This is a genomic window from Pseudomonas sp. WAC2 (genome assembly GCF_030403525.1).
In the GTDB taxonomy this organism is placed as follows: domain Bacteria; phylum Pseudomonadota; class Gammaproteobacteria; order Pseudomonadales; family Pseudomonadaceae; genus Chryseomonas; species Chryseomonas luteola.
The window spans coordinates 421281-444956 of the sequence record NZ_JAUEPD010000001.1; the positions used below are offsets into that span (position 1 = coordinate 421281).

Below are 23676 nucleotides of genomic sequence, written 5' to 3' on the forward strand. Positions count from 1 at the left end.
GAGGGAGACGTTATCTCAGCGTTTGGTCGGATCGAACGTCTTCACCGACGTGTCCTGGGACTTTTTCTCCACCTGCTCGGCGGCAGCATCGTGATGAGCCTCATCCTCTTCGTCCGCACGGTTCGGTCCGATACGTACGTAGTGGAAGAAGCCCGCCAGCACCGCAGCGCCCATGGCAAGCAGCGACAACGGCTTGGTGATGCCTTTCCACAGGCTTACCATCGGGCTGATGGCCGGATCGTTCGGCAGGTTGTTGTACAACGCAGGCTGATCGGCGTGGTGCAACACGTACATGACGTGCGTACCGCCTACACCCGCCGGGTCGTACAGACCGGCGTTCTCGTAACCACGGCTCTTCAGATCGACAATGCGCTCCTCAGCATGGTGCTTCATGTCTTCCTTGGTGCCGAACGTAATGGCACCCGTCGGACAGGTCTTCACGCACGCAGGCTCAAGCCCTACGGACACACGGTCGGAACACAGGGTGCACTTGTACGCCTTGTGATCCTTCTGCGAGATCCGCGGAATGTTGAACGGACAACCCGTAATGCAGTAGCCGCAGCCAATGCAATGGTCCTGGTTGAAGTCAACGATACCGTTGGCGTGCTTGATGATCGCACCCGGGCTCGGGCATGCCGTGAGGCAGCCTGGCTCCGCGCAATGCATGCAGCCATCCTTGCGGATCAGCCATTCCAGATCGCCGGCCTGGTTCTCATGCTCGGTAAAGCGCATGAGCGTCCAGGTATCGGAGGTCAGGTCGGCCGGGTTGTCGTACGTACCATGGTTGTGCCCCACCTCATCACGCAGCTCGTTCCACTCTGAACACGCCACCTGGCAGGCCTTGCAGCCAATGCACTTGGAGACGTCGATCAGCTTGGCGACCTCCTCCACCTGACGGATGGAGGAAGGCGTGGTCGTCGTCGCGGATTGGGCAACGATTTCTTGAAGTGCCATTTATGCCTTCTCCACGTTGACGAGGAACGATTTCGATTCGGGCGTTTGCGAGTTGCCATCGCCGACGAATGGAACCAGTGTGTTGGTCAGGTAACCGTGACGCGTCAGACCCGAGAAGCCCCAGTGCAACGGAATACCAATCTGGTGCACGGTCTGGCCGTTCACTTCCAATGGTTTGATCCGCTTGGTTACCACCGCGACAGCCACGATGTAACCGCGTTTGGAGCTCACCCGAACCTTGTCGCCCGCCGCAATGCCCTTCTCCTTCGCCAGCGCTTCGCCGATTTCGACGAACTGCTCGGGCTGGACGATCGCATTCAAACGGCAATGCTTTGTCCAGAAGTGGAAGTGCTCGGTCAGACGGTACGTGGTCGCCGCATACGGGAACTTGTCGGCCTTGCCGAACGACTCCCATACGGAGGGCAGAACACGAGCGGCCGGGTTGCTGATCACTTTGTTGTTCTTCGGATGCATCGGGTTAACCCCGATCGGCGTCTCGAAGGGCTCGTAGTGCTCAGGGAACGGACCTTCGGCCATCTTGTCGACGGCGAAGAAACGCGCCACACCTTCCGGGTTCATGATGAACGGATTCATACCGGCTTCCGGTGCGCTGTCCGGCTTGAAGTCCGGAACGTCAGCGCCGCCCCAGTTCTTGCCGTTCCACCAGACCAGCTTCTTGTCCGGTCCCCATGGCTTACCGCTTGGGTCGGCCGAGGCACGGTTGTACAGAATCCGGCGGTTCATCGGCCACGCCCATGCCCAGCCCAGACTCTGACCGACACCATAGGGATCGCTATTGTCACGGCGCGCCATCTGGTTGCCTTGCTCGGTCCAGCTGCCACAGAAGATCCAGCAGCCCGAAGCCGTCGTACCGTCGTCCTTGAGCTGAGCGAAGCCCGACAGCTGTTGGCCAGCCTTGGCCACTACCGCGCCAGTGGCATCGGTAACGTCCTTGATGGCATAACCGTTGAACTCCTTGGCCAACTCCTCGGGAGACGGCTCGTGCGGAATCTTGTACGGCCAGTACAGGTTCAGGATCGGATCCGGATAGGCGCCGCCCTCCGTGCGATACATCTCGCGCAGCTTGAGGAACATTTCCGACATGATGGTCACATCGGTACGCGCCTCACCGGGTGCTTCAGCGCCCTTCCAGTGCCACTGCAGCCAACGGCTACTGTTGACCAGAGAGCCATCTTCTTCAGCGAAGCAGGTCGTGGGCAAACGGAACACCGCGGTCTTGATGCTGGCGGTATCAACGTTGTTGTACTCGCCGGCGTTACGCCAGAACTCGGAGGTTTCGGTTGCCAGCGGGTCCATGATGACCAACCACTTCAACTTGGCAAGCGCAGCTACTACGCGATTCTTGTCCGGCAACGATGCGATCGGGTTGAAGCCTTGGCAGAAATAGCCACGGACTTCGCCACGAGACATCATGTCGAACATCTTCATCACGTCATAACCGGCACCCGGTACGTCCAGCTTGGGCAGATAGTCGTAGCACCAGTTGTTTTCAGCGGTCGCCGCATCGCCATACCAGGCCTTCATCAGGCTGACATGGAATTTGCCGTAATTCTGCCAATAGGACATTTGCCCAGGACGAAGCGGTTTGAGCGCACGCTTGGTGATGTAAGCGTTAAAGTCCTGCTCACCATCATTGCCCAGCGTCATGTAGCCCGGCAGAAGGTTCGACAGCAGACCCAGGTCGGTCAGACCCTGGATGTTGGAGTGACCGCGCAGTGCGTTCACACCGCCACCCGGCAGACCCACGTTACCCAGCAGTAGCTGAACCATTGCCGCTGTACGGATGATCTGGGCGCCCACAGAGTGCTGCGTCCAACCCAGGGCGTACAGAATGGTCATGGTCTTGCCAGGCTGCGAGGTCTCGGCGATTTCCGCCCAGATCTTCATCATGCGATCCTGCGGCATACCGCAGATATTGCTGGCAACTTCCGGTGTGTAACGGCTGTAGTGCTTCTTCATCAGCTGGAAGACGCAACGCGGGTGTTCCAGGGTCGGATCGACCTTGGCAAAACCATCCGCGCCCTTCTCATAGCTCCAGGTGGACTTGTCGCTATAGGTGCGCTTCTCGGCGTTGTAACCGCTGAACAGACCGTCCTCGAACGTGAAACCTTCGTTCACGATGAAGGAGACGTCAGTGTAGTTACGAACGTATTCGTGCTGAATCTTATCGTTTGTGATCAGGTAATTGATCAGGCCGCCCAGGAACGCAATGTCCGAGCCGGTACGAATCGGCGCGTAATAATCCGATACGGAAGCCGTACGGGTATAACGCGGATCGACCACGATCAGGCGTGCCTTGTTATGGGCCTTCGCTTCAGTCACCCACTTGAAGCCGCACGGATGCGCTTCAGCGGCGTTTCCGCCCATCACCAGAATCAGGTTGGCATTACGAATATCCGTCCAGGTATTCGTCATGGCGCCACGGCCATATGTCGGGGCAAGACTTGCCACCGTCGGGCCGTGTCAAACGCGAGCTTGGTTATCGAAACCGACTAGACCAAGGTTACGAACGACTTTCTGAGTCAGATAACCGGCTTCGTTGGAAGCAGCGGACGCAGCCAGGAAGCCAACGGACGTCCAACGGTTAACCGTCTGGCCCTGAGCATTCTTGGTGATGAAATTGGCGTCACGCTCTTCCTTGACCAGTTTGACGATGCGATCCATCGCCTCTTCCCAGGAGATGCGCTTCCACTCGTTGGAGCCCGCTTCGCGGACCTCGGGATACTTCAATCGATTCGGGCTGTGGATGAAGTCCAGCAGACCGGCACCTTTCGGGCACAGCGTACCGCGGTTCACTGGGTGATCCGCATCGCCTTCGATGTGAATGATGTTTTGCGCAACGTTCTTGGCCTTATCGCCGTGGCTGTACATAACCAAGCCACAGCCCACAGAGCAGTAAGGGCAGGTGTTACGCGTTTCGATGGTGCGCGCCAGTTTGAAATGGCGCACCTGTTCGGCAAAAGCTGGCGTCGGTGCCATGCCTAGTGCCGCCAGGCTAGATCCTGCAAGGCCGATACCCGCGACCTTGAAGAATTGCCGACGGTTCATATCCACGTCTTGACTCCTCATCAGAAGTGAAGTGCGATTCTTCGCCGCACCCCTGAGCAAAATATAACCAATCGAAGCGGTGGCAACTAGCCAGTTATCCGATTATTTTGCTCTTTTGGGAACTTTCGCAGAGCACTTCTGTCAGAGGCGCGCTCCGAAACTTCTGATTTTGTTATCGGCCTAATACAGCAAGTCTTTAATGCTGTCTGCACCTTTTTACATTTTGTGTTAAGGTCGCTCCCTCGTTTATTTTGAAGGCTGAAGACAGGTCTGATGACACTGCTTAACCCTCTTTGCTGGCTGCCTACGCCGCCATAGCGCTTTCCCCTCCTCGCCTGTACCGCTGACGCTGGAAGCACCCGTCAGTGCGGTATTTGCTGCGCGCCTTTCAGGCCCAGCACTTGTCTTTTTTCAACGTGTCATAACCCATGGGCTTCGCATGCCGTCTGCTCGGCGTGCGGGTTTTGGCTTTTGCTTTGGTACCTGCAATGCTGCATACCCTCAAGAATCACTGGTTCTACAATCTGCGCGGCGACATTCTTGCCGGCCTGGTCGTTGCTCTTGCGCTCATCCCAGAGGCCATTGCCTTTTCCATCATTGCTGGCGTCGATCCGAAAGTCGGCCTGTATGCGTCCTTCTGTATCGCGGTGACCATCGCCTTCGCAGGTGGTCGTCCCGGCATGATCTCGGCAGCGACAGGCGCGACTGCCCTGCTCATGACTACCCTCGTGCGCGATCATGGCCTCCAATACCTGCTTGCCGCTACGCTGCTGACTGGCGTTATCCAGATCATCATCGGCTTTCTGAGGCTGGGCTCGCTGATGCGCTTTGTCTCGCGCTCCGTAGTGACCGGCTTCGTTAATGCACTGGCTATCCTGATTTTCATGGCGCAACTGCCTGAACTGACCCATGTCACCTGGCATGTCTATGCCCTGACAGCGGCTGGCTTGGGCATCATTTATCTGTTTCCTTACGTACCCACGCTAGGCAAGTTCATTCCCTCGCCACTGGTCTGCATCCTGCTGCTGACGGCCCTCTCGATGTATCTGGGTCTTGATGTACGCACCGTAGGGGACATGGGTGAACTGCCTGACAGCCTGCCGGTATTTCTCCTGCCTGACGTGCCGCTCAACTTGGATACCCTGCTGATCATCCTCCCCTACTCGGCTGCCATTGCCGTGGTAGGCCTGCTGGAGTCCATGATGACTGCCACTATCGTGGATGACCTGACCGATACGTCTAGCGACAAGAACCGTGAATGCAAGGGCCAAGGGCTGGCCAATATCGTTTCGGGTCTTCTGGGCGGAATGGCAGGCTGCGCGATGATCGGCCAGTCCGTCATTAATGTGAAGTCTGGCGGTCGCTCCCGGCTATCCACTCTCGTAGCTGGAGTCTTCCTGCTGATTCTGGTGGTTTTCATTGGGGATTGGGTCTCGCGCATTCCCATGGCTGCACTGGTTGCCGTCATGATCATGGTCTCTATCGGCACCTTCAGCTGGGACTCCATCCGTAACCTGAAAAAATACCCCCTATCCACCAATATAGTGATGCTGGTCACCGTGGCTGTGGTGGTTTTCACGCATAACCTCGCCTTTGGTGTACTCACCGGTGTACTGCTGGCTTCGCTGTTTTTTGCCAACAAGGTGGCGTTCTACCTGACGGTAGAGAGTCGACTGGAAAATGGGCAAAAACGGATCTACGACGTAAAGGGGCAGGTTTTCTTCGCATCGACTACTCGTTTCAACGCAGCATTCGACCTGAAGGAAGCGGTTTCCCATGTAGTGATCGACCTGACCCATGCCCACTTCTGGGACATTACAGCGGTTTCGGCACTGGATAACGTCGTTCTCAAGTTCCGTCGGGAAGGAGCGCACGTGGAGGTCATTGGCCTGAACCAGGCTAGTGCTACGCTGGTCGACCGCTTTGGCATCCATGACAAACCGGACGCGGCCAATAAAGTGATGGGCCACTAGGTATCGCGTTTTGAATGCTACTGATCGAGGAACAGTAATGAACTGGATCATCGCCTGTATCGATGGCTCCCCTGCAACACGAGGTGTTTGCGATTATGCTGCCTGGGCCAGCCTGAAGCTGGGCACCCCCATACATCTGCTGCATGTGCTTGACCGCAAACATTATCCTGCCGATTCTGACCTGAGTGGCACTATCGGGCTGGGCAGCCGGGAGCACCTGTTGGACGAGTTGGCCAGACTGGATGAGAAACGCAGGGGGCTAGGTCTCAAGCAAGGGCAGCTTCTACTGGAAGCGGCTCAGGAGCACGTTACCAAGCTGGGCGCTCAGGAAACCGATACGCTGCAGCGGCACGGAGACTTTCTCGATACGCTGCGGGATATGCAGGCGCAAAGCGCCCTTTTCGTCATGGGTCGACTGGGCGAGGAAACCCCACCGGCGCGGCTGATCGGTAGCCATCTGGAAAGCGCAATCCGCACCCTGACCCGTCCGATTCTTGTGACACCGGTAGCGTTTGAGATCCCTCAGCGCGTCATGCTGGGCTTCGATAACAGCAACAGTGCGCGAAAGGCACTCGAGCTTATGGCTGAAAGCCCGCTATTTCGGGGTTTGGAATGCCATATCGTGACCGTCGGAAAGGATAACGCCGAAAATCGTCAGCCTCTTGAAGATGCAGCCACCATCCTGCGCTCTGTGGGTCTGAGCGCTGTGACCGCCATCGTTGAAGGCGATGTAGAGCTTGCGCTTGAGAAGTACCGCAAACAGCAGGAAATTGGCCTGACGGTCATGGGCGCCTACGGACACTCCCGATTACGACACTTCTTCATGGGTAGCAATACCGGCAATATGCTGCGTACGGCCGGCGGCGCCTTACTGGTGGTGCGCTAACGGCAGCCCTTCGGCATGAACAAAGCATAACTTGTTGCCCTCAGGGTCGCGGCAGTACGCGCCATAGTAATCTGGCGCGTACTGTGGCCTTAGCCCCGGAGCGCCTTCATCGGAGCCGCCATGCAACAGCGCCTGACGCCATGCGGCATCCACTTTGGTCTGTGAGGAAGCCGCAAAACTTATCTGCGTTCCGTTACCCACCGAAACGGGTTTTCCATTAAAGGGAAACTGGATAAAGAACTGCGGCCATCGCTGCCGGGATACTGCCAGCCAGCACCCTCGGGACCACCGTCTTGCTCGTTGGGCATACGAATCATGCCAAGCTCGCTCAAAACCGCGTTGTAAAAGGCCGTCATGCGTGACAGATCATGAATGCCAAGCTGGATGTGACTGAACATGGACGCCTCCATAACCAGGACTTCTTTCAGCCTAGCAGCAGGTTGACCTTAGCGGTTCACCACCTTGGCCGGCAGCGCCAGTACAAGCAGGCAGCTGAGCAGCAGCGAACCAGCAAAGCACCAGAGCGCTACGGCGCTGCTATGCGTCAGATCCAGCACAAACCCCATCAGCGAGTTGCTGACCAGACCCGCAATGTTGGCTAGCGAACAGGCCAGGGCAAAGCCGGTCGCAGCCGCCGTACCCTTGAGAAAGGTGGCCGGCAGGCTGAAAAAGACCGGGACGGCGCCAATGATCGCAGCCGAGGCGATTCCGAACAGCAGCACCAGCATCATGACGTCCTGGGAGAAGAAGGTACTCATGGACAGCGCAGCAGCCCCTACGATGAACGGCACGATGATGTGCCAGCGGCGCTCCCGAAAACGGTCCGAGCTTGCGCCAATGGCCAGCATGCCGATCAGCCCCATGAGGCTAGGAATGGCGGTGAGCCATCCGATATGCACGGTGTCAGTTATCCCAGCGCCCTTGATGAAGGTTGGCAGCCAGAACCCCATGGCATAGGCACAGAGCAGGATTGAAAAATCGATTCCTCCCAACATCCAGACCTTGATGTCCCAGAATCCGTCGCGAAAACGATAGGGCGTATTGGGTCGATCAGACTCATCTTCCTCAAGCTTCTGCAACAGCACCTGTTTCTGTTCTGCGCTCAGCCAGGCGGCTTCGCTGATGGTGTTGGGCAGCACCCAGAAAGTCAAAATACCCAGAACCACTGTAGGCATGGCCTCCAGCAGAAAGAGCCATTGCCAGCCCTGCAAGCCGTTGACCTGATGGAAATGGCTCATGATCCAACCCGAAATCGGCCCGCCAATCAGGCTCGACAGCGGCAGACCAATCATGAACAGTGCAATGACGCGGCTTCGTCGATAAGTAGGGAACCACTGGGTCAGGTAAAACAGAACACCAGGCAAAAAGCCCGCTTCGGCGGCCCCTAGAAGAAAACGTAGGAGGTAGAACTGCCACGCCTCGGTCACAAACATCGTGGCGCCCGACAATAACCCCCAGGTGATCATGATTCGGGCAATCCAGATACGGGCGCCGACACGCTCCAACACCAGGTTACTGGGCACCTCGAACAGGATATAGCCGACGAAGAAGAGCCCTGCCCCCAACCCATAAGCCGTCTCGGAAAGATGCAACTGATCAAGCATCTGCAATTTTGCAAAACCGATGTTGATACGGTCCAGGTAGGCGGCCAGGTAACAGAAACAGAGAAACGGAATGAGTCGCCAGATAACAAGACGGTAAGTGCCCGCCTCGTCAGCGTTGTGAGGCTGGGTAGAACCGTGGCGCACGTCCGACATACACACTCCTTCTAAGCGAATGCCAGGGCCCACGCCCTGACAGACAGACTGGAAGCTGCTTCTCAAGGAGCATCACTATCGCTATGGATGTGGCCTTCCGAGAGGCCGGAGAGCTTATCGTTTTATAGGCAAAGCGCAACTGGCCACTTCCTTCCTGTAAATGGAAATGGCCAGCGGCTATCCGTCAATAAACGTCCCGCTTGTAGCGCCCCTCCTCCTGCAACCGCTCCAGGCCCGATTCGCCCAGGATCTCAACCAGGGCGGCATGTACACCTCGCGCCATGCCCTGCAAGCTGCCACAGACGTAAATGACCGCGCCTTGCTCGACCCAGGCTCGGACCTCTTCTGTGGATTCCAGCAAGCGATCCTGAACATATACCTTGTCTTCCTGATCACGGGAAAAAGCCAGATCAAGCCGGGCAAGCTGCCGATGCGCCAGCCAGTGCTCCAATTCGTCCTGGTAGAAGAAATCATGCTCACGATTCCGCTCACCGAAGAGCAGCCAGTTCCGTCTGTGGCCTGCGTCGATGCGTGCCTTGAGCAGTGCCCGTAAGCCGGCTATCCCCGTGCCGTTGCCAATAAAGAGCGCAGGCCGATCATCATGGGGCATATGGAACGCGGGGTTAGGTCTTAAGCGTGCCATCAGGTGCCCACCCTCTGGAGCATGGGTGGTCAGCCAGCCAGACGCGATACCCAACTGCCCACTTCGTTTGCGCTCCTGGCGAATGATCAGTGACATAGTCCCCTCAACGGGCAGGGATGCAATTGAATACTGCCTGACCGCCAAAGGCAGCAGCGCCTCAACCAATCCCTGTGCGTGCATGCCTACCATCTGGTGCACGTCCTCAGGCAGAAAACGTGTTGCCAATGCCTGATCCAACGGCAACTCGATCCCGTCCAGCCATACAAGGGAATCTGGAGAAAGTCCCAATGGACTTAGCCATTCCTGTACGAATGACACAGGATAACGCGGCAGTATTTCGATAAGGTCGCCGGCTGCCCACGAGCAATTTACCGGCATTTGGAGATCGACTCTGAAGACTGGCCATCCCTGACCTCTAGGATTCAGGCACTGACGGGCCAATAGGTGATAATCCTGAAACGGTGCAGTAGCTGGTTGGATATGCGCCACGGCACCCAACTCGCTTAGGCGAGACTGCCATAGGCCCAAGGCGACCTCATCGTCCCGATTTACCTCAACCGTATCGAACAGGCTATGAGCGCCCTGCCCGCTCAGCCAACGCTGCAGACGTCGTCCAAACGCACAGAAATCCGGATATTGCCGATCCCCTAGCGCCAGCACACCGTAGGACAGTTGCTTGAGGGACACCGCCTGCCGTAATACGGCGCGCTCGAATTTGCGGGCGTTATCTGGCGCCTCGCCATCGCCAAAGGTACTGACGATAAACAACGCCTTGCGAGCCGCCGTCAAAGCATCGGAATTGAGCTGAGCCAACGGCTTTACCGTTGCCGGCTGGCCTACAGCCTGTAACTGGCCGGCGGTTTGCCAAGCCAGTTGCTCCGCCAAACCGCTCTGACTGGCAAAGCCGATCAACCAGGGCTCACCTCCTGCTACCCCAAGTGTCACTTCGCGACGGGCCTGGCGAACCCCCTTTTTCTTGCGGCGGCGATCCAGATAGAGCAACCAGCCCGTAATAAAGAACAGAGGCATGGCGAGGCTGGCCAGAAACATCAGCAGTCGCCCCGGCAACCCGAAATATTCGCCCGTGTGCAGTGCATAGATGCTGCCCAGCAACTGTCCGCCAATGCTCTTGTCAGCATAACGCTCATGACTGCGAACCGCGCCGGTTTGCGGGTCCAGGTCCAGCTTGTTGAGCGCTCGTAGATGATCGGCATTCTGAAGGCGATAAAACACCGTTGCCGGCTGACCGGCTGATGAAGGCAGGCGTAAGGTATAACCTTCCAGCGTCGGTCCGGCCGCTTGCTGCACGCTTGCCCAGAGGGCTTCATGGTTGATGACGGGCGGTGCCCCATTTGGCTGAGGACGCTCCGGCCTGCCACCCTTGCGCTCGCCTCGCTGCTCGGCAGGCGCATCATCCAACAACCGGACCAGGCCGTTGCGGTACCACTCGTAGGACCAGAAGAGCCCCGTGAGCGCCGCCAGCAGATAGAGCATAAGGCACCAGGTGCCTGCGACCGCATGTAGGTCCCAATTGAAGCTGCGCCCTTTACGGGCCCAATCCAAGGTCAACCAGGCGCGCCAGCTGGCAACCTGTTTAGGCCAGCGAAGATAGAGACCAGACAAACAGAAGAATACGAGCATCAGGGTACAGGCACCCACAATCGCCTTGCCGGTTTCTCCCACAGCAAGAAAACGATGCAATCGCAGCATGAGCCCAAAGAAGTCGGCGCCAACCGGTTCACTCAATATCTCACCGGTATAGGCATCGACAAAGCGCATAGGCCCGCGCCGCTCTCCCGGCGGGGGCTCGAGAAATACTCGGACATTACTATTGAGCACCAGATCGGCCCATAGCCCAGTTACCTTTTTACCCTCGTACGCCTCGACGCGCTTGATAAGCTCATAAGGTGCCAGCGCATTTCCAGCCATTCGCTCCTCTACCGCTGCAGAACGATTGATCAGGTTCGATATCTCCGGCTCGAACGAATACGCAGCGCCGGTCACGCCTATGATGACCAGCACCAGTCCTGCCGTGATGCCCATAAACCAATGCAGCTGGAAGAGAAGCTTTTTCATTTAAATCACTCGATCCACGAGCCATTCAAAACCAGAGCGCGTGTGCCATATGCGCCTGACAAGTAAGAGATATCCATACAAAAAGCCCGGCTCACAGGAGCCGGGCCATGCACTTTTCCATCAGAAATGGAAGTTGGCACTCAGGAGCGCTGTACGTCCGGGCGCTACGTGCGCCATATGGGTTGAGTACACTTGGTCGAAATAACGTTTGTCCGTCAGGTTCTGCACATTCAACTGCAGATCCAGATTCTTCGTCACGCGGTAAGCCGCCATCGCGTCATAGCGCGTGTAGGAGGGAATGTAGGTCGAGTTGGCCGTATTGCCGAACTGACGATCCACATATGTGGCACCGCCACCCACCGTGAAGTCTTGAGTAACATCATAGGTGGTCCACAGGGTAAAGTTGTTTTCCGGCGTCTGAGGCATCTTGTTGCCCTCATCAGAAGCGGTGGTCGACTTACGAATCTCGCTATCCAAGTAGGTGTAACCGCCGAATACTTTCCAGTGAGGCGTCAGCTTGCCACTGAAGCCCAACTCAACACCTTGAACACGCTGCTCGCCATCCAGTACTTGCGATATGTTGGCGTCTGCGCTGGCAACGCGAGCATTGGTCTTGTCTGTACGGAACAAGGCCGCATTAAGCGAAAGCGCTTCGTTGAAGAAGTCCCACTTCGTCCCTACTTCATAATTGCGATTACGCTCTGGATCCAACCCGTTATTGGCAGCCGCCAGATCGGACAAACCTTCTCCTCCCGTCTCGCCCGATGGGTTACTCGATGTCGACCACGCTACATAGATACTGCCGTTGGATGCGGGCTTATAAACGACACCAACCTGATAGTTCCAGAAGTGCGAATTGTTTTCATTGGAGAAATTGGTGTTAGCTGCACCACGAACACCATTATTGCCGAAGCCGCTGCTCTTGACCTGGTAATCGTCGTAGCGCAGACCAAGGTTTACAGACCACTGATCGTTAAGCTTCAGTGTATCGAATACATAGGCGGCGCTGGTCTTGGTGTCGGTATCCGTATAAGACGCACCCTCGGTAATCGTGCCTGCCCATCCATCCTTGTAGGTGGGACTATACAGGCTGGTGCAATCACCACTGGCCAGCAAGGACGCATTGCATGTTGTACCAGACGCCGTCGATGTAAAGGTATAGGGGCGACTATGCACATCTTCGTAACTAAATTCCAAGCCCGTTACCAGAGTATGTTCAATCGTCCCCGTATTAAACAGCGCCTTCAAGTCGGTCTGGTTGACCCAGCCTTCTGATGTTGAATTGCGGCTCTTAGGTGAGCGATAGACGTAACCGTTTGCAACGTTGCCTTTGCTGTCGTCCGGGTTAGTAGCCACGTAGTCCAGTGTGGTCCGCACCATGCGAAAACTGTTAGACAGCGTGAGGCTGTCATTCAAATCGTGCTCGATTCGAAGCGTACCGCTGTCGGTCGTGCTTTCACGGTAATCACGGCTAGACCCGTACCAGTTGTCCTTATCTACATGAGCCGGCCCGCTCGGGTTGGCCTTGCTGCGGTTCACATTGGTCAGCGGAATACCATAGTCGGGCGTGTCATCTGTCTCCAAGTGGTAGTAGGAAAACGTGGCACGTGTGGGTGTACCCAGACCGAAACTAATCGAAGGTGCTACACCCCAGCGGCTGACATCTGGACCATCACGACCGGCCACATTGGCATCGTGCTTCATCAGATTCAGGCGGAAGGCAGCCGAGTCGGTCAATACATGGTTGACATCCAGGGTTGTACGGCGAGTCTGATCAGAGCCATAGGTAAAGCCGCCATTGACGAAATCATGCATTTTGGGCGTTTTGGAAATCAGGTTGAGGCTACCCCCAGTCGAACCTGCGCCTGTATAAGCCGAGCCTGGCCCCTTGCTGACTTCAACGCTTTCGAGATTGAATACTTCACGTGTCTGCGAAGCGATATCTCTCAAACCGTCAACAAAAGTGTCACTTTCCGCACTGAAACCGCGAATGAAGGGACGATCGCCTTGAGGGTTTCCTCCCTCCCCTGCTCCAAACGTGATACCTGGAACAGTCCTTAGCGCGTCAGTTAATGAAAGCGCACCGGTGTCTTGGATTACCTGAGCCGGTATTACCGTCACTGACTTGGGTGTGTCACGCAGCGGAGCCGTGTACTTGGACGATGCTGACTCCTGAACGTTATAACTGCCCTCTTCATCCCCCAAGACGGTGGTGCTGTTCAGATCCAGTACGCTCGAGCCTTGGTTAGCACTTTGCTTAGTAGGCGCTTGTTGAGCAAGCGTAGTACCGGAAAAAGCCGTTATGGCTACCCCTACCGCTGAAACTAACAGCCTAGGCGTAACACCCAACTCGGTTTGACGTGTCATTTCTAATTATTCCCCACGAACGAAGCCGCGGAAAATATACGCAAATACGAATTAGTATCAATAGTAATTTAAAGTATTCTGAATTATCAAAGACAGCTTGCAGTTCTACGCTGTACTTTTTGCAAAAATCCTGAGAATGACTATCATTAATAGTTTTTTTATGCTCGTCGGAGCGCGTCATGCTGCTAGCCATACCCCAGGTCTTTACTGCTGAAGAAACGGCTCGTATCCGAGAGGCGCTTGAACAGACCCAGTGGAGTGATGGAAAAATCACTGCCGGACATCAATCCTCCAAGGCCAAGCATAATCTTCAACTTCCCGAAGACCATCCGTTAACGCGTGAAATCGGCGAAGCGATTGTCCATCGGCTCTGGCAGCATCCCCTGTTCATGTCTGCGGCACTGCCCCACAAGATCTTCCCGCCCTTGATCAACTGCTACACCGCCGGCGGCTCATTCGACTTCCATATAGACAACGCCGTACGCAACGTGAAAAACAGCGTCGAGCGCGTCAGAACCGATATCTCGACCACAGTGTTTTTCAGTGATCCCGACAGCTATGACGGCGGAGAACTGGTGATTCAGGACACCTATGGCACACAGCGCGTAAAGCTAAAGGCAGGCGACGCCGTGCTCTATCCGGCCACCAGCCTGCACAAGGTGGAGCCGGTGACTCGAGGCACTCGATATGCCTCGTTTTTCTGGACTCAGAGTCTTGTTCGCGAAGATAGCCAGCGGGCCCTGCTGTTCGAAATGGACACAGCCATTCAAAACCTGACCCGCGACGTCCCTGATCATCCTTCACTGGTTCAGTTGACTGGGACTTATCACAACCTGCTACGCCGCTGGGTAGACGTATAACCATGGCCTACGTCTTGAGGCGACAGGAAGTTCTCGAAAACCAGGCGCTGGAACAGGCACTGGCATCGGATAATCCCAGGGAGGCGGCCCGTGTCATCCTGACAGCTGCCAAGGCCGGCTCGCCAGATGCCCAGGCCATGCTGGGCCAGATCCTGCTGGAGGGCCGCGGCATTGCACAGGACGCTAGCCTCGCATTGACCTGGTTCACTATCGCTGCCGACCAAGGCCACACGATGGCGCTCAACATGGTAGGACGTTGCCGCGAACATGGCTGGGGCTGCGAGCAGGATGCCCACGCAGCAGCCGAGGCCTATCGTCAGGCCGCCGAACAGGGCCTGGACTGGGGCATGTACAACTATGCCAATCTGCTGGCGACAGGACGCGGTGTCTCCCGTAACGAGCACAGCGCCTTTTTATTCTACCGACGCGCAGCTGAGCTGGGCCATGCCAAGTCCATGAACCTCGTTGGACGCTTCTACGAAGAGGGTCTTGTCGTTACGCAGGATACAAAGGTTGCACGTGACTGGTACAAACGGTCGGCAGAGGCAGGCGACTTTCGCGGTCAATACAGCTACGCGGCGGTGCTGGCAACGATGGGTCGGCTTGAGGAAGCCCAGCACTGGCTGAAGGAAGCCTTGAAGACCGGCAACCTCAATTTTTTCAGGGCCAGCCGGCAAGGACTATTGGACTCCGAGCATGAAGCGCTGCGCCTGATCGGGCTGAGCTATTTCGAGCGCGCCGCAGAATTGGGCGACGAGACGGATCAAGCGGCTCTTACCAGAGCCCAGAGCAAGCGCTACGATTCGCCCTTGCCGTCTGAATGATAAAAAACCCGCCGAAGCGGGTTTTTTATGGGCGCTATTTAGAGGTAATAGGCCTTGAGTGGAGGGAAGCCATTGAACTCTACAGCACTGTAGCTAGTGGTGTACGCCCCGGTAGATAACCAATACAGACGGTCACCGCTGGCAAGGTTCAGTGGCAAACCATATTTGTAGTGTTCATACATGATGTCGGCACTGTCACAGGTAGGGCCGGCGATCACGACCTCTTCCATCTCACCCTTCTTTTCGACCCAGATCGGAAACTTGATGGACTCGTCCATGGTTTCGATCAGACCAGAAAATTTGCCTACGTCGGTGTATACCCAGCGCTCGACGGCGGTGCGCGATTTGCGCGACACCAGTACCACTTCGCTCACCAGAATACCGGCGTTGGCAATCAACGAACGACCGGGCTCCAGAATGATTTCCGGAAGTTCATCGCCAAAGTCTTCCTTCAAGAAGCGGATGATCTCTTCAGCATAGGTTTCGAGGTTGTTGGTCTTGGCAATATAGTTTGCCGGGAAACCGCCACCCATGTTGATCATCTTCAGGACGATACCGTCTTCTTCACGCAGGCGCTCGAATATTACCTTGACCTTAGCGATAGCCGCATCCCAGACGTCGATATCACGCTGCTGCGAGCCAACATGGAAGGAGACGCCGTAAGGCACAAGGCCTAGCTGGCGGGCCAGGATCAGGAGGTCCAGCGCCAGATCGGTCTGGCAGCCAAACTTGCGTGAAAGCGGCCAGTCAGCGGTATTAGAGCCTTCGGTCAGAATCCGTACATAGATCTTCGAGCCCGGCGCAGCCTTGGCAATATTACGTAGGTCAGCCTCAGAGTCGGTGGCGAACATCCGCACACCCTTCTCGTAGAAATAGCGAATGTCCTTGGCTTTCTTGATCGTATTGCCATAGCTGATGCGATCAGGACTGACGCCCGTGCTCAGTACCTTGTCCAGCTCATAGATGGACGCGATGTCGAAATTCGAGCCCTTGTCGCGCAGGAGCTCAGTAATCTCGATGGCGGGGTTTGCCTTGACGGCGTAGTAAATTTTGGCAAACGGGAAATTGTTCACCAGATCATCGTAGGCTCTGGAAATGGTGGCCTTATCGATCACGACAAAAGGCGTTTCATGCTGGTCAGCGAAGGACTTCATTCGCTGGAAGGTCTCGCGCGAGTAGTAATCTTCGACCTGGATGGACATGCGTCGGACTCCCAATGGCAGAACAAATGGATTCGTAGGGGTATTGCTGAACGCCTAATCCGTTTCCCCACTTTGGTTCGCCTACTTCCCAAGGCACGTCGCCGAAAGCAAAAAGGTCAATATGTCCAGAGCGTTGACCTTGCTGTCTCGTCGTCAGTACTTGAGCCGGATGGATCGTTTCCAGCATGGACGTTCGGGCGCGAACTTTAGGACTACACGCCCGCAAGATCAATCAAAAATCCCATACGACTGTCTGATTTACCTCGATCCGGTACGAACCCTCCTCGTAAAACCGACCGGCCAGGCGAACCGATGTTCCAAAATCCGTCAGGATTCCTCTGCAATTGAGAGAACCCGTTCAAGCCAGATAGGCATTTTCAACAAAGATTAATTTTTGCGAGGGAGTGCTAACCAGATTTGGATACTGCCGCTCACCAAAAAGATGAAAGAAATATGGCAAGGCGTAAACTTTATTAAGACGCACAGGTCTTCGTGTGTCGCCATGCAGTGCCTTACATCACGGAAGGATATGGCCAAACTCCAACAATATGTTTTGCTTCATTTCATAGGGAAATCAAAATGTTTGGCATCGAAGTCGACGGCTCGGTAGAGCCTCCATCATTCATCAACTCGTTGCAGGTTGCCTTCAAGGAAACCTGGGCGGTGATCTACGCCCATGGCGGAGTCATTGCCGAGTTCGATAACGAGCAGGATGCACGTGAGGAGGCTGAGCGCTGGACAGGAGTCTGCTTCCGTCTGGATGCCTGCTAAGCGCCAGGCTTGAAAGCCTGTGTCCTGAGTCCGGCTCAGGCTTTCAGCTTAATGGCTTTTAACGCTTATCGAGTTTACTTCCCGCTCCTATCGCTGTACGTATTTTCAATAAAGCCATAGGCAATCACATTTTTACGTCAAACCCCGCCGGCCCCCCTTGTCAATCGACCTGCTCAAAGAGCACGTTTGACGGGTTTTGCTATCAGGCTATCCATGTTAACCCTGCAGGTACAGTTCTGGCCTGCCCATTACGCTTATGGCACTTATTTCGATGAATAGAACCGGGCGAATCAAACGCAACCTCAAGCGATATGCCTTTCTAGCATTCGCTCCCCTGCTCATGAGCCATACCGCCTCGGCGGCCGATTACCCAGCCGAGATGATCGGCCTGAATTTCTCGGGTGCCGGCTTTGCGGCGCAGGTGCTTCCGGGTGTGAACGGTACCAACTACTTCTTTCCTGACGACTCCTATTTCAGGCGCTGGGGCTATCGCGGCATTCGCGTCGTACGTTTCCCGATCACCTGGGAGCGCCTGCAACCCAAGCTTAACGGCGAGCTGGACACTCAGTACGCCGACCTGATCAGCCAGACGCTGGACTCGGCCAAGCGCTACAAGATGCAGGTCATTCTGGACCTGCACAACTACGGGCGTTACCGCGACCAGATCATTGGTTCGGAGAGCGTACCCTACGAGGCTTACCAGGACGTCATGGAGCGGATCGCCAAAACCTGGAGCAAGCACCCTGCCCTGCTGGGCTACGACATCATGAACGAGCCGCATGATGTGGAAGACCACTGGGACATCGCGGCCCAGTACGGCATCGATGGCATCCGCTCCGTCGATAAGAGCCGCCCGATCGTGATCGAGGGCAACTTCTGGTCAAGCAGCGCGCGCTGGCCTGATGTAAACAAAGGCCTGCTGAACCTCAAGGATCCGGCGGACAACCTGATTTTCTCGGCTCATGTGTATTTCGACGCTGATGCCGGTGGTCGTTACGAATCCAAGGACACTAGTCAGCTTGATCCCATGATTGGCGTTAAACGTGTTCAACCTTTTATTGACTGGCTCAAGGCCAATAACAAGAAAGGCCACATTGGTGAGTTTGGTGCACCAGGGGATGATCCCCGCTGGATGAAGGTCATGGATAACATGCTCTCGCATCTTCAGAAGGAATGTATCCCAGCTACATACTGGGCAGCAGGTCCGGGCTGGGGCGACTATTCCCTTTCCATCGAACCCCGGGATAACAAGGAGCGTCCGCAGTGGGCAATTCTCAAGAAGTATGTGAAACACTCGGGCTGCTCGGAAATAGGGCCTAAATAAACCGCTGGCAGGGTGGCCCAGTGCATCAGGGCCACTCTGCTGAACAAGACTCGTCTGAAAAGCCAAAAGGCCTGAACCTACAGGCCTTTTGGCTTGCTATAATCGCCGGTTTAAGTATCCACCGGACATCAGCCTCCATGACCAAGCAGGCCGCCGAAGTCGCCAAGCGGCGCACTTTCGCCATCATTTCCCACCCGGACGCCGGTAAGACCACCATCACCGAAAAGCTCCTCCTGATGGGACAAGCCATTGCCGTGGCCGGGACCGTTAAATCACGTAAATCCGACCGCCATGCCACCTCCGACTGGATGGAGATGGAAAAGCAGCGTGGTATCTCCATTACCACGTCGGTCATGCAGTTCCCCTATCGCGAGCACATGATCAATCTGCTCGACACGCCCGGTCACGAAGACTTCTCGGAAGACACCTACCGCACCCTGACGGCGGTTGACTCTGCCCTGATGGTGCTCGATGGCGGTAAAGGTGTTGAGCCTCGTACGATTGCCCTGATGGATGTCTGCCGTCTGCGCGATACGCCCATCGTCAGCTTTGTGAACAAGCTGGACCGTGATATTCGCGATCCGATCGAGCTGCTCGACGAGATCGAAGCCGTCCTGAAAATCAAGGCGGCCCCGATTACCTGGCCGATTGGCTCTTACCGTGATTTCAAAGGGGTATATCACCTCTCCGAAGACAAGATCTTTGTCTATACCCCTGGCCACGGCCATGAGCGTATCGCAACCCGCGTTATTGAAAAGCTAGACTCGGACGAAGCCCGTACTCACCTGGGCGACCTGTACGATGATTTCGTTGAGCAACTCGAGCTGGTCCAGGGCGCGTGCCATGAATTCAATACTGATGAATTTTTAAAGGGCCAGATGACACCGGTCTTCTTTGGTACAGCCCTGGGCAACTTCGGTGTCGATCATGTCTTGGACGCGGTCGTGGACTGGGCGCCACAGCCGCTCTCCCGCGCGACCAACGAGCGTGACGTACAGCCGGTCGAAGAGAAATTCAGCGGTTTCGTATTCAAGATCCAGGCAAACATGGATCCCAAGCACCGTGACCGGATTGCCTTTATGCGGATCTGCTCCGGCAAGTATGAAAAAGGCATGAAACTGCGCCATGTGCGGATCGGCAAGGACATCAAGATTGCTGACGCCCTGACGTTCTTCTCTTCCGAGCGTGAACAACTGGAAGAAGCCTTTGCAGGCGACATCATCGGCTTGCACAACCACGGCACCATCCAGATCGGCGATACCTTTACCGAAGGTGAGAGCCTCGGCTTTACCGGTATTCCGCACTTTGCGCCTGAACTGTTCCGTCGCGTACGCCTGAAGGACCCACTCAAGTCCAAGCAGCTCCGCCAGGGCCTGCAGGAGCTGGCAGAGGAAGGCGCGACCCAGGTGTTCTTCCCCGAGCGCAACAACGACATCATTCTGGGCGCCGTCGGTGTGCTGCAGTTTGACGTTGTCGCCAGCCGACTGAAAGAAGAATACAAGGTCGAATGCGTCTACGAGCCGATCAACGTCTGGTCTGCCCGCTGGATCGAGTGCAGTGACAAGAAGAAGCTTGAGGAATTCAAGAACAAGGCCATGGAGAACCTGTCCGTGGATGGCGGCGGTCACCTGACCTACCTTGCGCCGACTCGTGTCAACCTGAGCCTGATGGAAGAGCGCTGGCCTGACATAAAATTCCGCGCGACGCGGGAACATCACTAAGCATGAGACAAAGGGCTGATCATTCAGCCCTTTGTTTTACACCCTGATTAAACAGCCTGAAGCGTCTTTTCGAATACCGCCTTTCCATCCAAGTCTCGCAGGGTTACGGTCAGATCGCCGCTGTGCCCTTCGATATTGACCTCGCCAAAGAACTGGAAGCCCGACAGCGGCGAGCTGTTGGCTACCGGTGGCGCCTTCACAAACACGGCCTCCGGTCCGAAAGTGTTGTCCAGCTTGTTGGGCCCGAATGCACCGGCATTGAGGGGGCCTGCCACGAACTCCCAAAAGGGCTCGAAATCCTGGAAGGCTGCCCGGTTGGGGTGGTAGTGGTGAGCCGCGCAGTAGTGCACATCTGCAGTCAGCCAGACCGTATTGTTGATATTCCACCGGCGGATGTAACGCAAGAGCTCTGCAATTTCCAGTTCGCGACCCAAGGGTGCACCGCCGTCGCCATTGGCAATGGCTTCCCAACGAGGCATTCCTGCTGCATCTACCCCATCAGGGACTTCCAGGCCAATGGGCATGTCTGCCGCAATGACCTTCCAGGTAGCCGTAGACTCCGCGAGCCCCTGCTTGAGCCACTCGAGTTGCGTGCGCCCCATGAAAGCAGTGTCTGGTCCCTCATTGGGTTGCAGGTTGGTGCTGTTCCCGCCCCGGTAGGTCCGCATGTCCAGCACGAAAATATCCAGCCGAGGACCGTAGCTGATCTTGCGATAGATGCGTCCGGCATCATCACGCTGTTGCAGCCGCATGGGGGCATATTCCAGATACGCCTGACGCGACCGCTTGGCCAGTACGTTGATGTCCTTTACGGTGTAACGGTCATCCAGCACTTTGGTAGAAGACCAGTTATTGGTGGTCTCGTGGTCATCCCACTGCCAGATCTGCGGGACTTCAGCATTGAACCGACGGACATTTTCGTCCATCAGGTTGTAGCGATAATTGCCACGATATTCATCGACCGTCTCGGCAACCTTGCTCTTGGCCTCTGTGGTAATGTTGCGCCAGACCTTGCCTTCCACCGTCGTGGTCTTGGCTTCTAGCGGGCCGTCTGCATAGATGGTATCGCCACTGTGCAGAAAGAAGTCCGGCTGTCGGCGACGCATGGCCTCATAGATGCGCATGCCACCGATATCCGGGTTGATACCAAATCCCTGCCCGACCGTGTCGCCGCTCCAGACGAAGCGGATATCGGTACGATGCGTCGGTGCGCTACGCAAATGTCCAAAGACAGGCTCGCTCTGCGCACCGCTGTAAATATCCTCGAAACGAACCCGATAGAAAATGGATTGATCAGCGGGAAGTCCGCGCAAGTCCATGCGCGCAGTGTAATCCGTGTCGGCTGTCACCACAGGCGAAACCATTCGGCGCAGATGGCGAAAGCTCTCTTTGGTGTCCCACTCGACGATCATCCGCGCCGGACGATCACAGCGGCTCCAGACAATGGCCCGGTTGCCCTGAACATCACCTGACTGAACCCCTTCAAGCATCAGCGGACGCTGCTTGGCGCCGGCGATCACGGCAGGTGCCACTCCCGGCAGCAGCAGTCCAACGCCCAGCCCCTGGATCAGGCGTCGTCTTCCATTATCGAACGTGCTCATCATGCGCTCCCACGATTATTGGAGCGAATGGGTTTAGCGAAAACGCCTGACAACCCTGTGACAGTCTGAAGAACAGCTGTTACGGCGTGATCTCAATCACACTTGGTAGGCTTCGGCGCTTCAGGCTCCACCGCATGCAGGATCTGTTGAGCCAACGCATGATAAAGCGAGGTGGGCGAAAGCCAGCCGGACACACCATTCGCCAGCAGGCACGTCGCCAGCACAGGGATCGCCATGTCGGGGCTGTGGGCCAGCTCCAAGGTAATGACAGTCGAGGTGAGCGGTGTCCGGGTAACACCCGTGAGGTAGGCCGCCATGCCCAGAAGCGCACCGGTCTGCAGGGTGACATCAGGCAGCCAATCGACCAGCCAGGGCGCAAAGCTGGCGCCTACCGTGAGCGAAGGCGAAAAGAGCCCGCCGGGAATGCCTGCCAAATAAGAAACCACATTGGCCAGAAATTTCCAGATGAGAAAGCCCTGATCGGTTATAGGGTGCCCTTCCAGAATGGCACGTGTTTCCTCGTAGCCGGTACCAAAGACATGCTGGCCGGACAGTGCCCCTAGACAGGCGACCAGCAATCCACAGACGGCGGCAAACCGAACCGGGAAGCGTGAGCGGATAGCGCCCAACCTTCCAAGCCAGCCGTAGGATGTTGGAATGACCAACCGAGCATAACCGCCGCCCAACAGGCCGCCTGCCAGCCCGCATATGACCACCGCTATCCAGGCATCGCCCCAGGGCAGACTGGCACTGATAACGCCAAAATAGGTATACGGTCCGACCAGGCCCAGCGTGACCATACCGCCAATCACCACAGCCGACAGTACCAGACCGCTGAAGCGCTGTTCAAAGGTATGACTCAACTCTTCAATGGCAAATACTACGCCCGCAAGCGGCGTGTTGAACGCGGCGGCAATACCCGCAGCACCACCGGCGAGGATCAGGCCGGAAACCGTCTTTCGCTCATACAGGCCCAGCCGCCGACCAAAGCCATACAGCACCGAGGCGCCCAAATGTACGGTCGGACCCTCGCGGCCAACCGAGGCCCCCACTAGCAGGGCAAACAATGTCAGTATCATCTTCGCGAGCGCGATCGGCCAGGCCAACACCGCTGCCCTGAACTGACCAGAGGGCTTTTCCAGCGCTGCAATCACTTGTGGAATGCCGCTTCCCCTGGCATTACGCAGCCACCCCTGTGTCAGCCAGACCAACAGGGCAAATCCTGCGGGTGTCACCAACCACGGCCATAAGTGGCTGTGATTCAACAGACGCTGAAAGAGATGAAAAGCATGATCAGCCAGCCAGGCAAAGGTCAACGCCAGTAAACCCACCAGCAGCGCGCCGACCCAGAACGCCAAGCGTTGCCGAATGGAGCGAAACCGTTGATGGCGCTGTTGGGGTGTTTGAGATGCCGCAGCGCGGCGTGTAGACGTTTCCCTGCGGTCAGGGGCAGCAGGATCGCTCGAGTCGCTCATAAGCAAATAAAATAGGTTGGCTCTGTAATTGTAACAAAGTATTGAAATATCAAGTGTTGTTATGACCTTACGAATACCGGTTGGTTTGAGCAACTCCCAAACTCGGCTGTCCTTCTTACTGTTTACGTGCTTCCGCTGTTACCTGCGCTCGCCTCCTTATAGTCGGCATACCG

The 23676-nt window shown here is 56.2% G+C and carries 15 protein-coding genes and 1 pseudogene; 7 read left to right on the forward strand and 9 right to left on the reverse strand.

What is annotated here, in order from left to right; translation table 11 throughout:
* Nucleotides 1-15: 15 nt before the first annotated feature.
* Both fdxH and fdnG read right to left on the reverse strand, forming a co-directional pair.
* Nucleotides 16-954 (reverse strand): formate dehydrogenase subunit beta, encoded by a 939-nt coding sequence (fdxH, locus tag QWJ10_RS02005; RefSeq protein ID WP_019366878.1) that lies wholly within the window; start codon nt 952-954, stop codon nt 16-18.
* Nucleotides 955-4029 (reverse strand): formate dehydrogenase-N subunit alpha, encoded by a 3075-nt coding sequence (gene fdnG / locus QWJ10_RS02010; RefSeq protein ID WP_289923999.1) that lies wholly within the window; start codon nt 4027-4029, stop codon nt 955-957.
* A gap of 482 nt (nt 4030-4511) precedes the next feature.
* Here fdnG and QWJ10_RS02015 point away from each other — a divergent pair, with 482 nt between their 5' ends.
* Nucleotides 4512-5996, forward strand: a complete 1485-nt coding sequence (locus QWJ10_RS02015; protein ID WP_026004090.1) for a SulP family inorganic anion transporter — start codon at nt 4512-4514, stop codon at nt 5994-5996.
* A 37-nt stretch (nt 5997-6033) separates the two neighbouring features.
* Nucleotides 6034-6882, forward strand: a complete 849-nt coding sequence (locus QWJ10_RS02020) for a universal stress protein (RefSeq protein ID WP_289924003.1) — start codon at nt 6034-6036, stop codon at nt 6880-6882.
* Here QWJ10_RS02020 and QWJ10_RS02025 read toward each other — a convergent pair.
* From QWJ10_RS02025 to QWJ10_RS02040, 4 genes and pseudogenes are all read right to left on the reverse strand, one after another.
* Nucleotides 6865-7280, reverse strand: a pseudogene (locus QWJ10_RS02025) (VOC family protein). The gene QWJ10_RS02020 and the pseudogene QWJ10_RS02025 overlap by 18 nt on opposite strands.
* 48 nt (nt 7281-7328) lie before the next feature.
* Nucleotides 7329-8639 carry an MFS transporter gene (locus QWJ10_RS02030; protein WP_289924004.1) on the reverse strand — a complete coding sequence of 437 codons (1311 nt, stop codon included), beginning with the start codon at nt 8637-8639 and terminating at the stop codon, nt 7329-7331.
* Nucleotides 8640-8823: 184 nt separating this feature from the next.
* On the reverse strand, nt 8824-11358 hold the full coding sequence (locus QWJ10_RS02035; RefSeq protein ID WP_289924007.1) for a sulfite reductase flavoprotein subunit alpha: 2535 nt from the start codon (nt 11356-11358) through the stop codon (nt 8824-8826).
* 120 nt (nt 11359-11478) lie between these two features.
* On the reverse strand, nt 11479-13725 hold the full coding sequence (locus QWJ10_RS02040) for a TonB-dependent siderophore receptor (protein ID WP_019366885.1): 2247 nt from the start codon (nt 13723-13725) through the stop codon (nt 11479-11481).
* 179 nt (nt 13726-13904) lie between these two features.
* Here QWJ10_RS02040 and QWJ10_RS02045 point away from each other — a divergent pair, with 179 nt between their 5' ends.
* On the forward strand, nt 13905-14585 hold the full coding sequence (locus QWJ10_RS02045) for a Fe2+-dependent dioxygenase (protein ID WP_019366886.1): 681 nt from the start codon (nt 13905-13907) through the stop codon (nt 14583-14585).
* Between the two features lie 2 nt (nt 14586-14587).
* A complete protein-coding gene (locus QWJ10_RS02050) occupies nt 14588-15409 on the forward strand; it encodes a tetratricopeptide repeat protein (RefSeq protein WP_289924010.1) in 822 nt (273 codons plus the stop codon).
* Between the two features lie 38 nt (nt 15410-15447).
* On the opposite strand, the gene QWJ10_RS02055 is transcribed toward QWJ10_RS02050, so the two are convergent.
* On the reverse strand, nt 15448-16611 hold the full coding sequence (locus QWJ10_RS02055; protein ID WP_010797224.1) for a type III PLP-dependent enzyme: 1164 nt from the start codon (nt 16609-16611) through the stop codon (nt 15448-15450).
* Between the two features lie 579 nt (nt 16612-17190).
* Here QWJ10_RS02055 and QWJ10_RS02060 point away from each other — a divergent pair.
* The 3 genes from QWJ10_RS02060 (at nt 17191) to QWJ10_RS02070 (ending at nt 20427) form a co-directional block, all read left to right on the forward strand.
* Nucleotides 17191-17382 (forward strand): hypothetical protein, encoded by a 192-nt coding sequence (locus QWJ10_RS02060; RefSeq protein WP_125887149.1) that lies wholly within the window; start codon nt 17191-17193, stop codon nt 17380-17382.
* 271 nt (nt 17383-17653) lie between these two features.
* Nucleotides 17654-18706 carry a glycoside hydrolase family 5 protein gene (locus tag QWJ10_RS02065; protein ID WP_289924015.1) on the forward strand — a complete coding sequence of 351 codons (1053 nt, stop codon included), beginning with the start codon at nt 17654-17656 and terminating at the stop codon, nt 18704-18706.
* Nucleotides 18707-18843: 137 nt separating this feature from the next.
* Nucleotides 18844-20427, forward strand: a complete 1584-nt coding sequence (locus QWJ10_RS02070) for a peptide chain release factor 3 (protein ID WP_074822753.1) — start codon at nt 18844-18846, stop codon at nt 20425-20427.
* 47 nt (nt 20428-20474) lie between these two features.
* Here QWJ10_RS02070 and QWJ10_RS02075 read toward each other — a convergent pair whose 3' ends face one another.
* Complete coding sequence (locus QWJ10_RS02075; protein ID WP_289924023.1) at nt 20475-22028, reverse strand: alkaline phosphatase D family protein; 1554 nt, start codon at nt 22026-22028, stop codon at nt 20475-20477.
* 92 nt (nt 22029-22120) lie between these two features.
* Nucleotides 22121-23503 (reverse strand): chloride channel protein, encoded by a 1383-nt coding sequence (locus QWJ10_RS02080; protein ID WP_289924026.1) that lies wholly within the window; start codon nt 23501-23503, stop codon nt 22121-22123.
* Between the last annotated feature and the right edge of the window lie 173 nt (nt 23504-23676).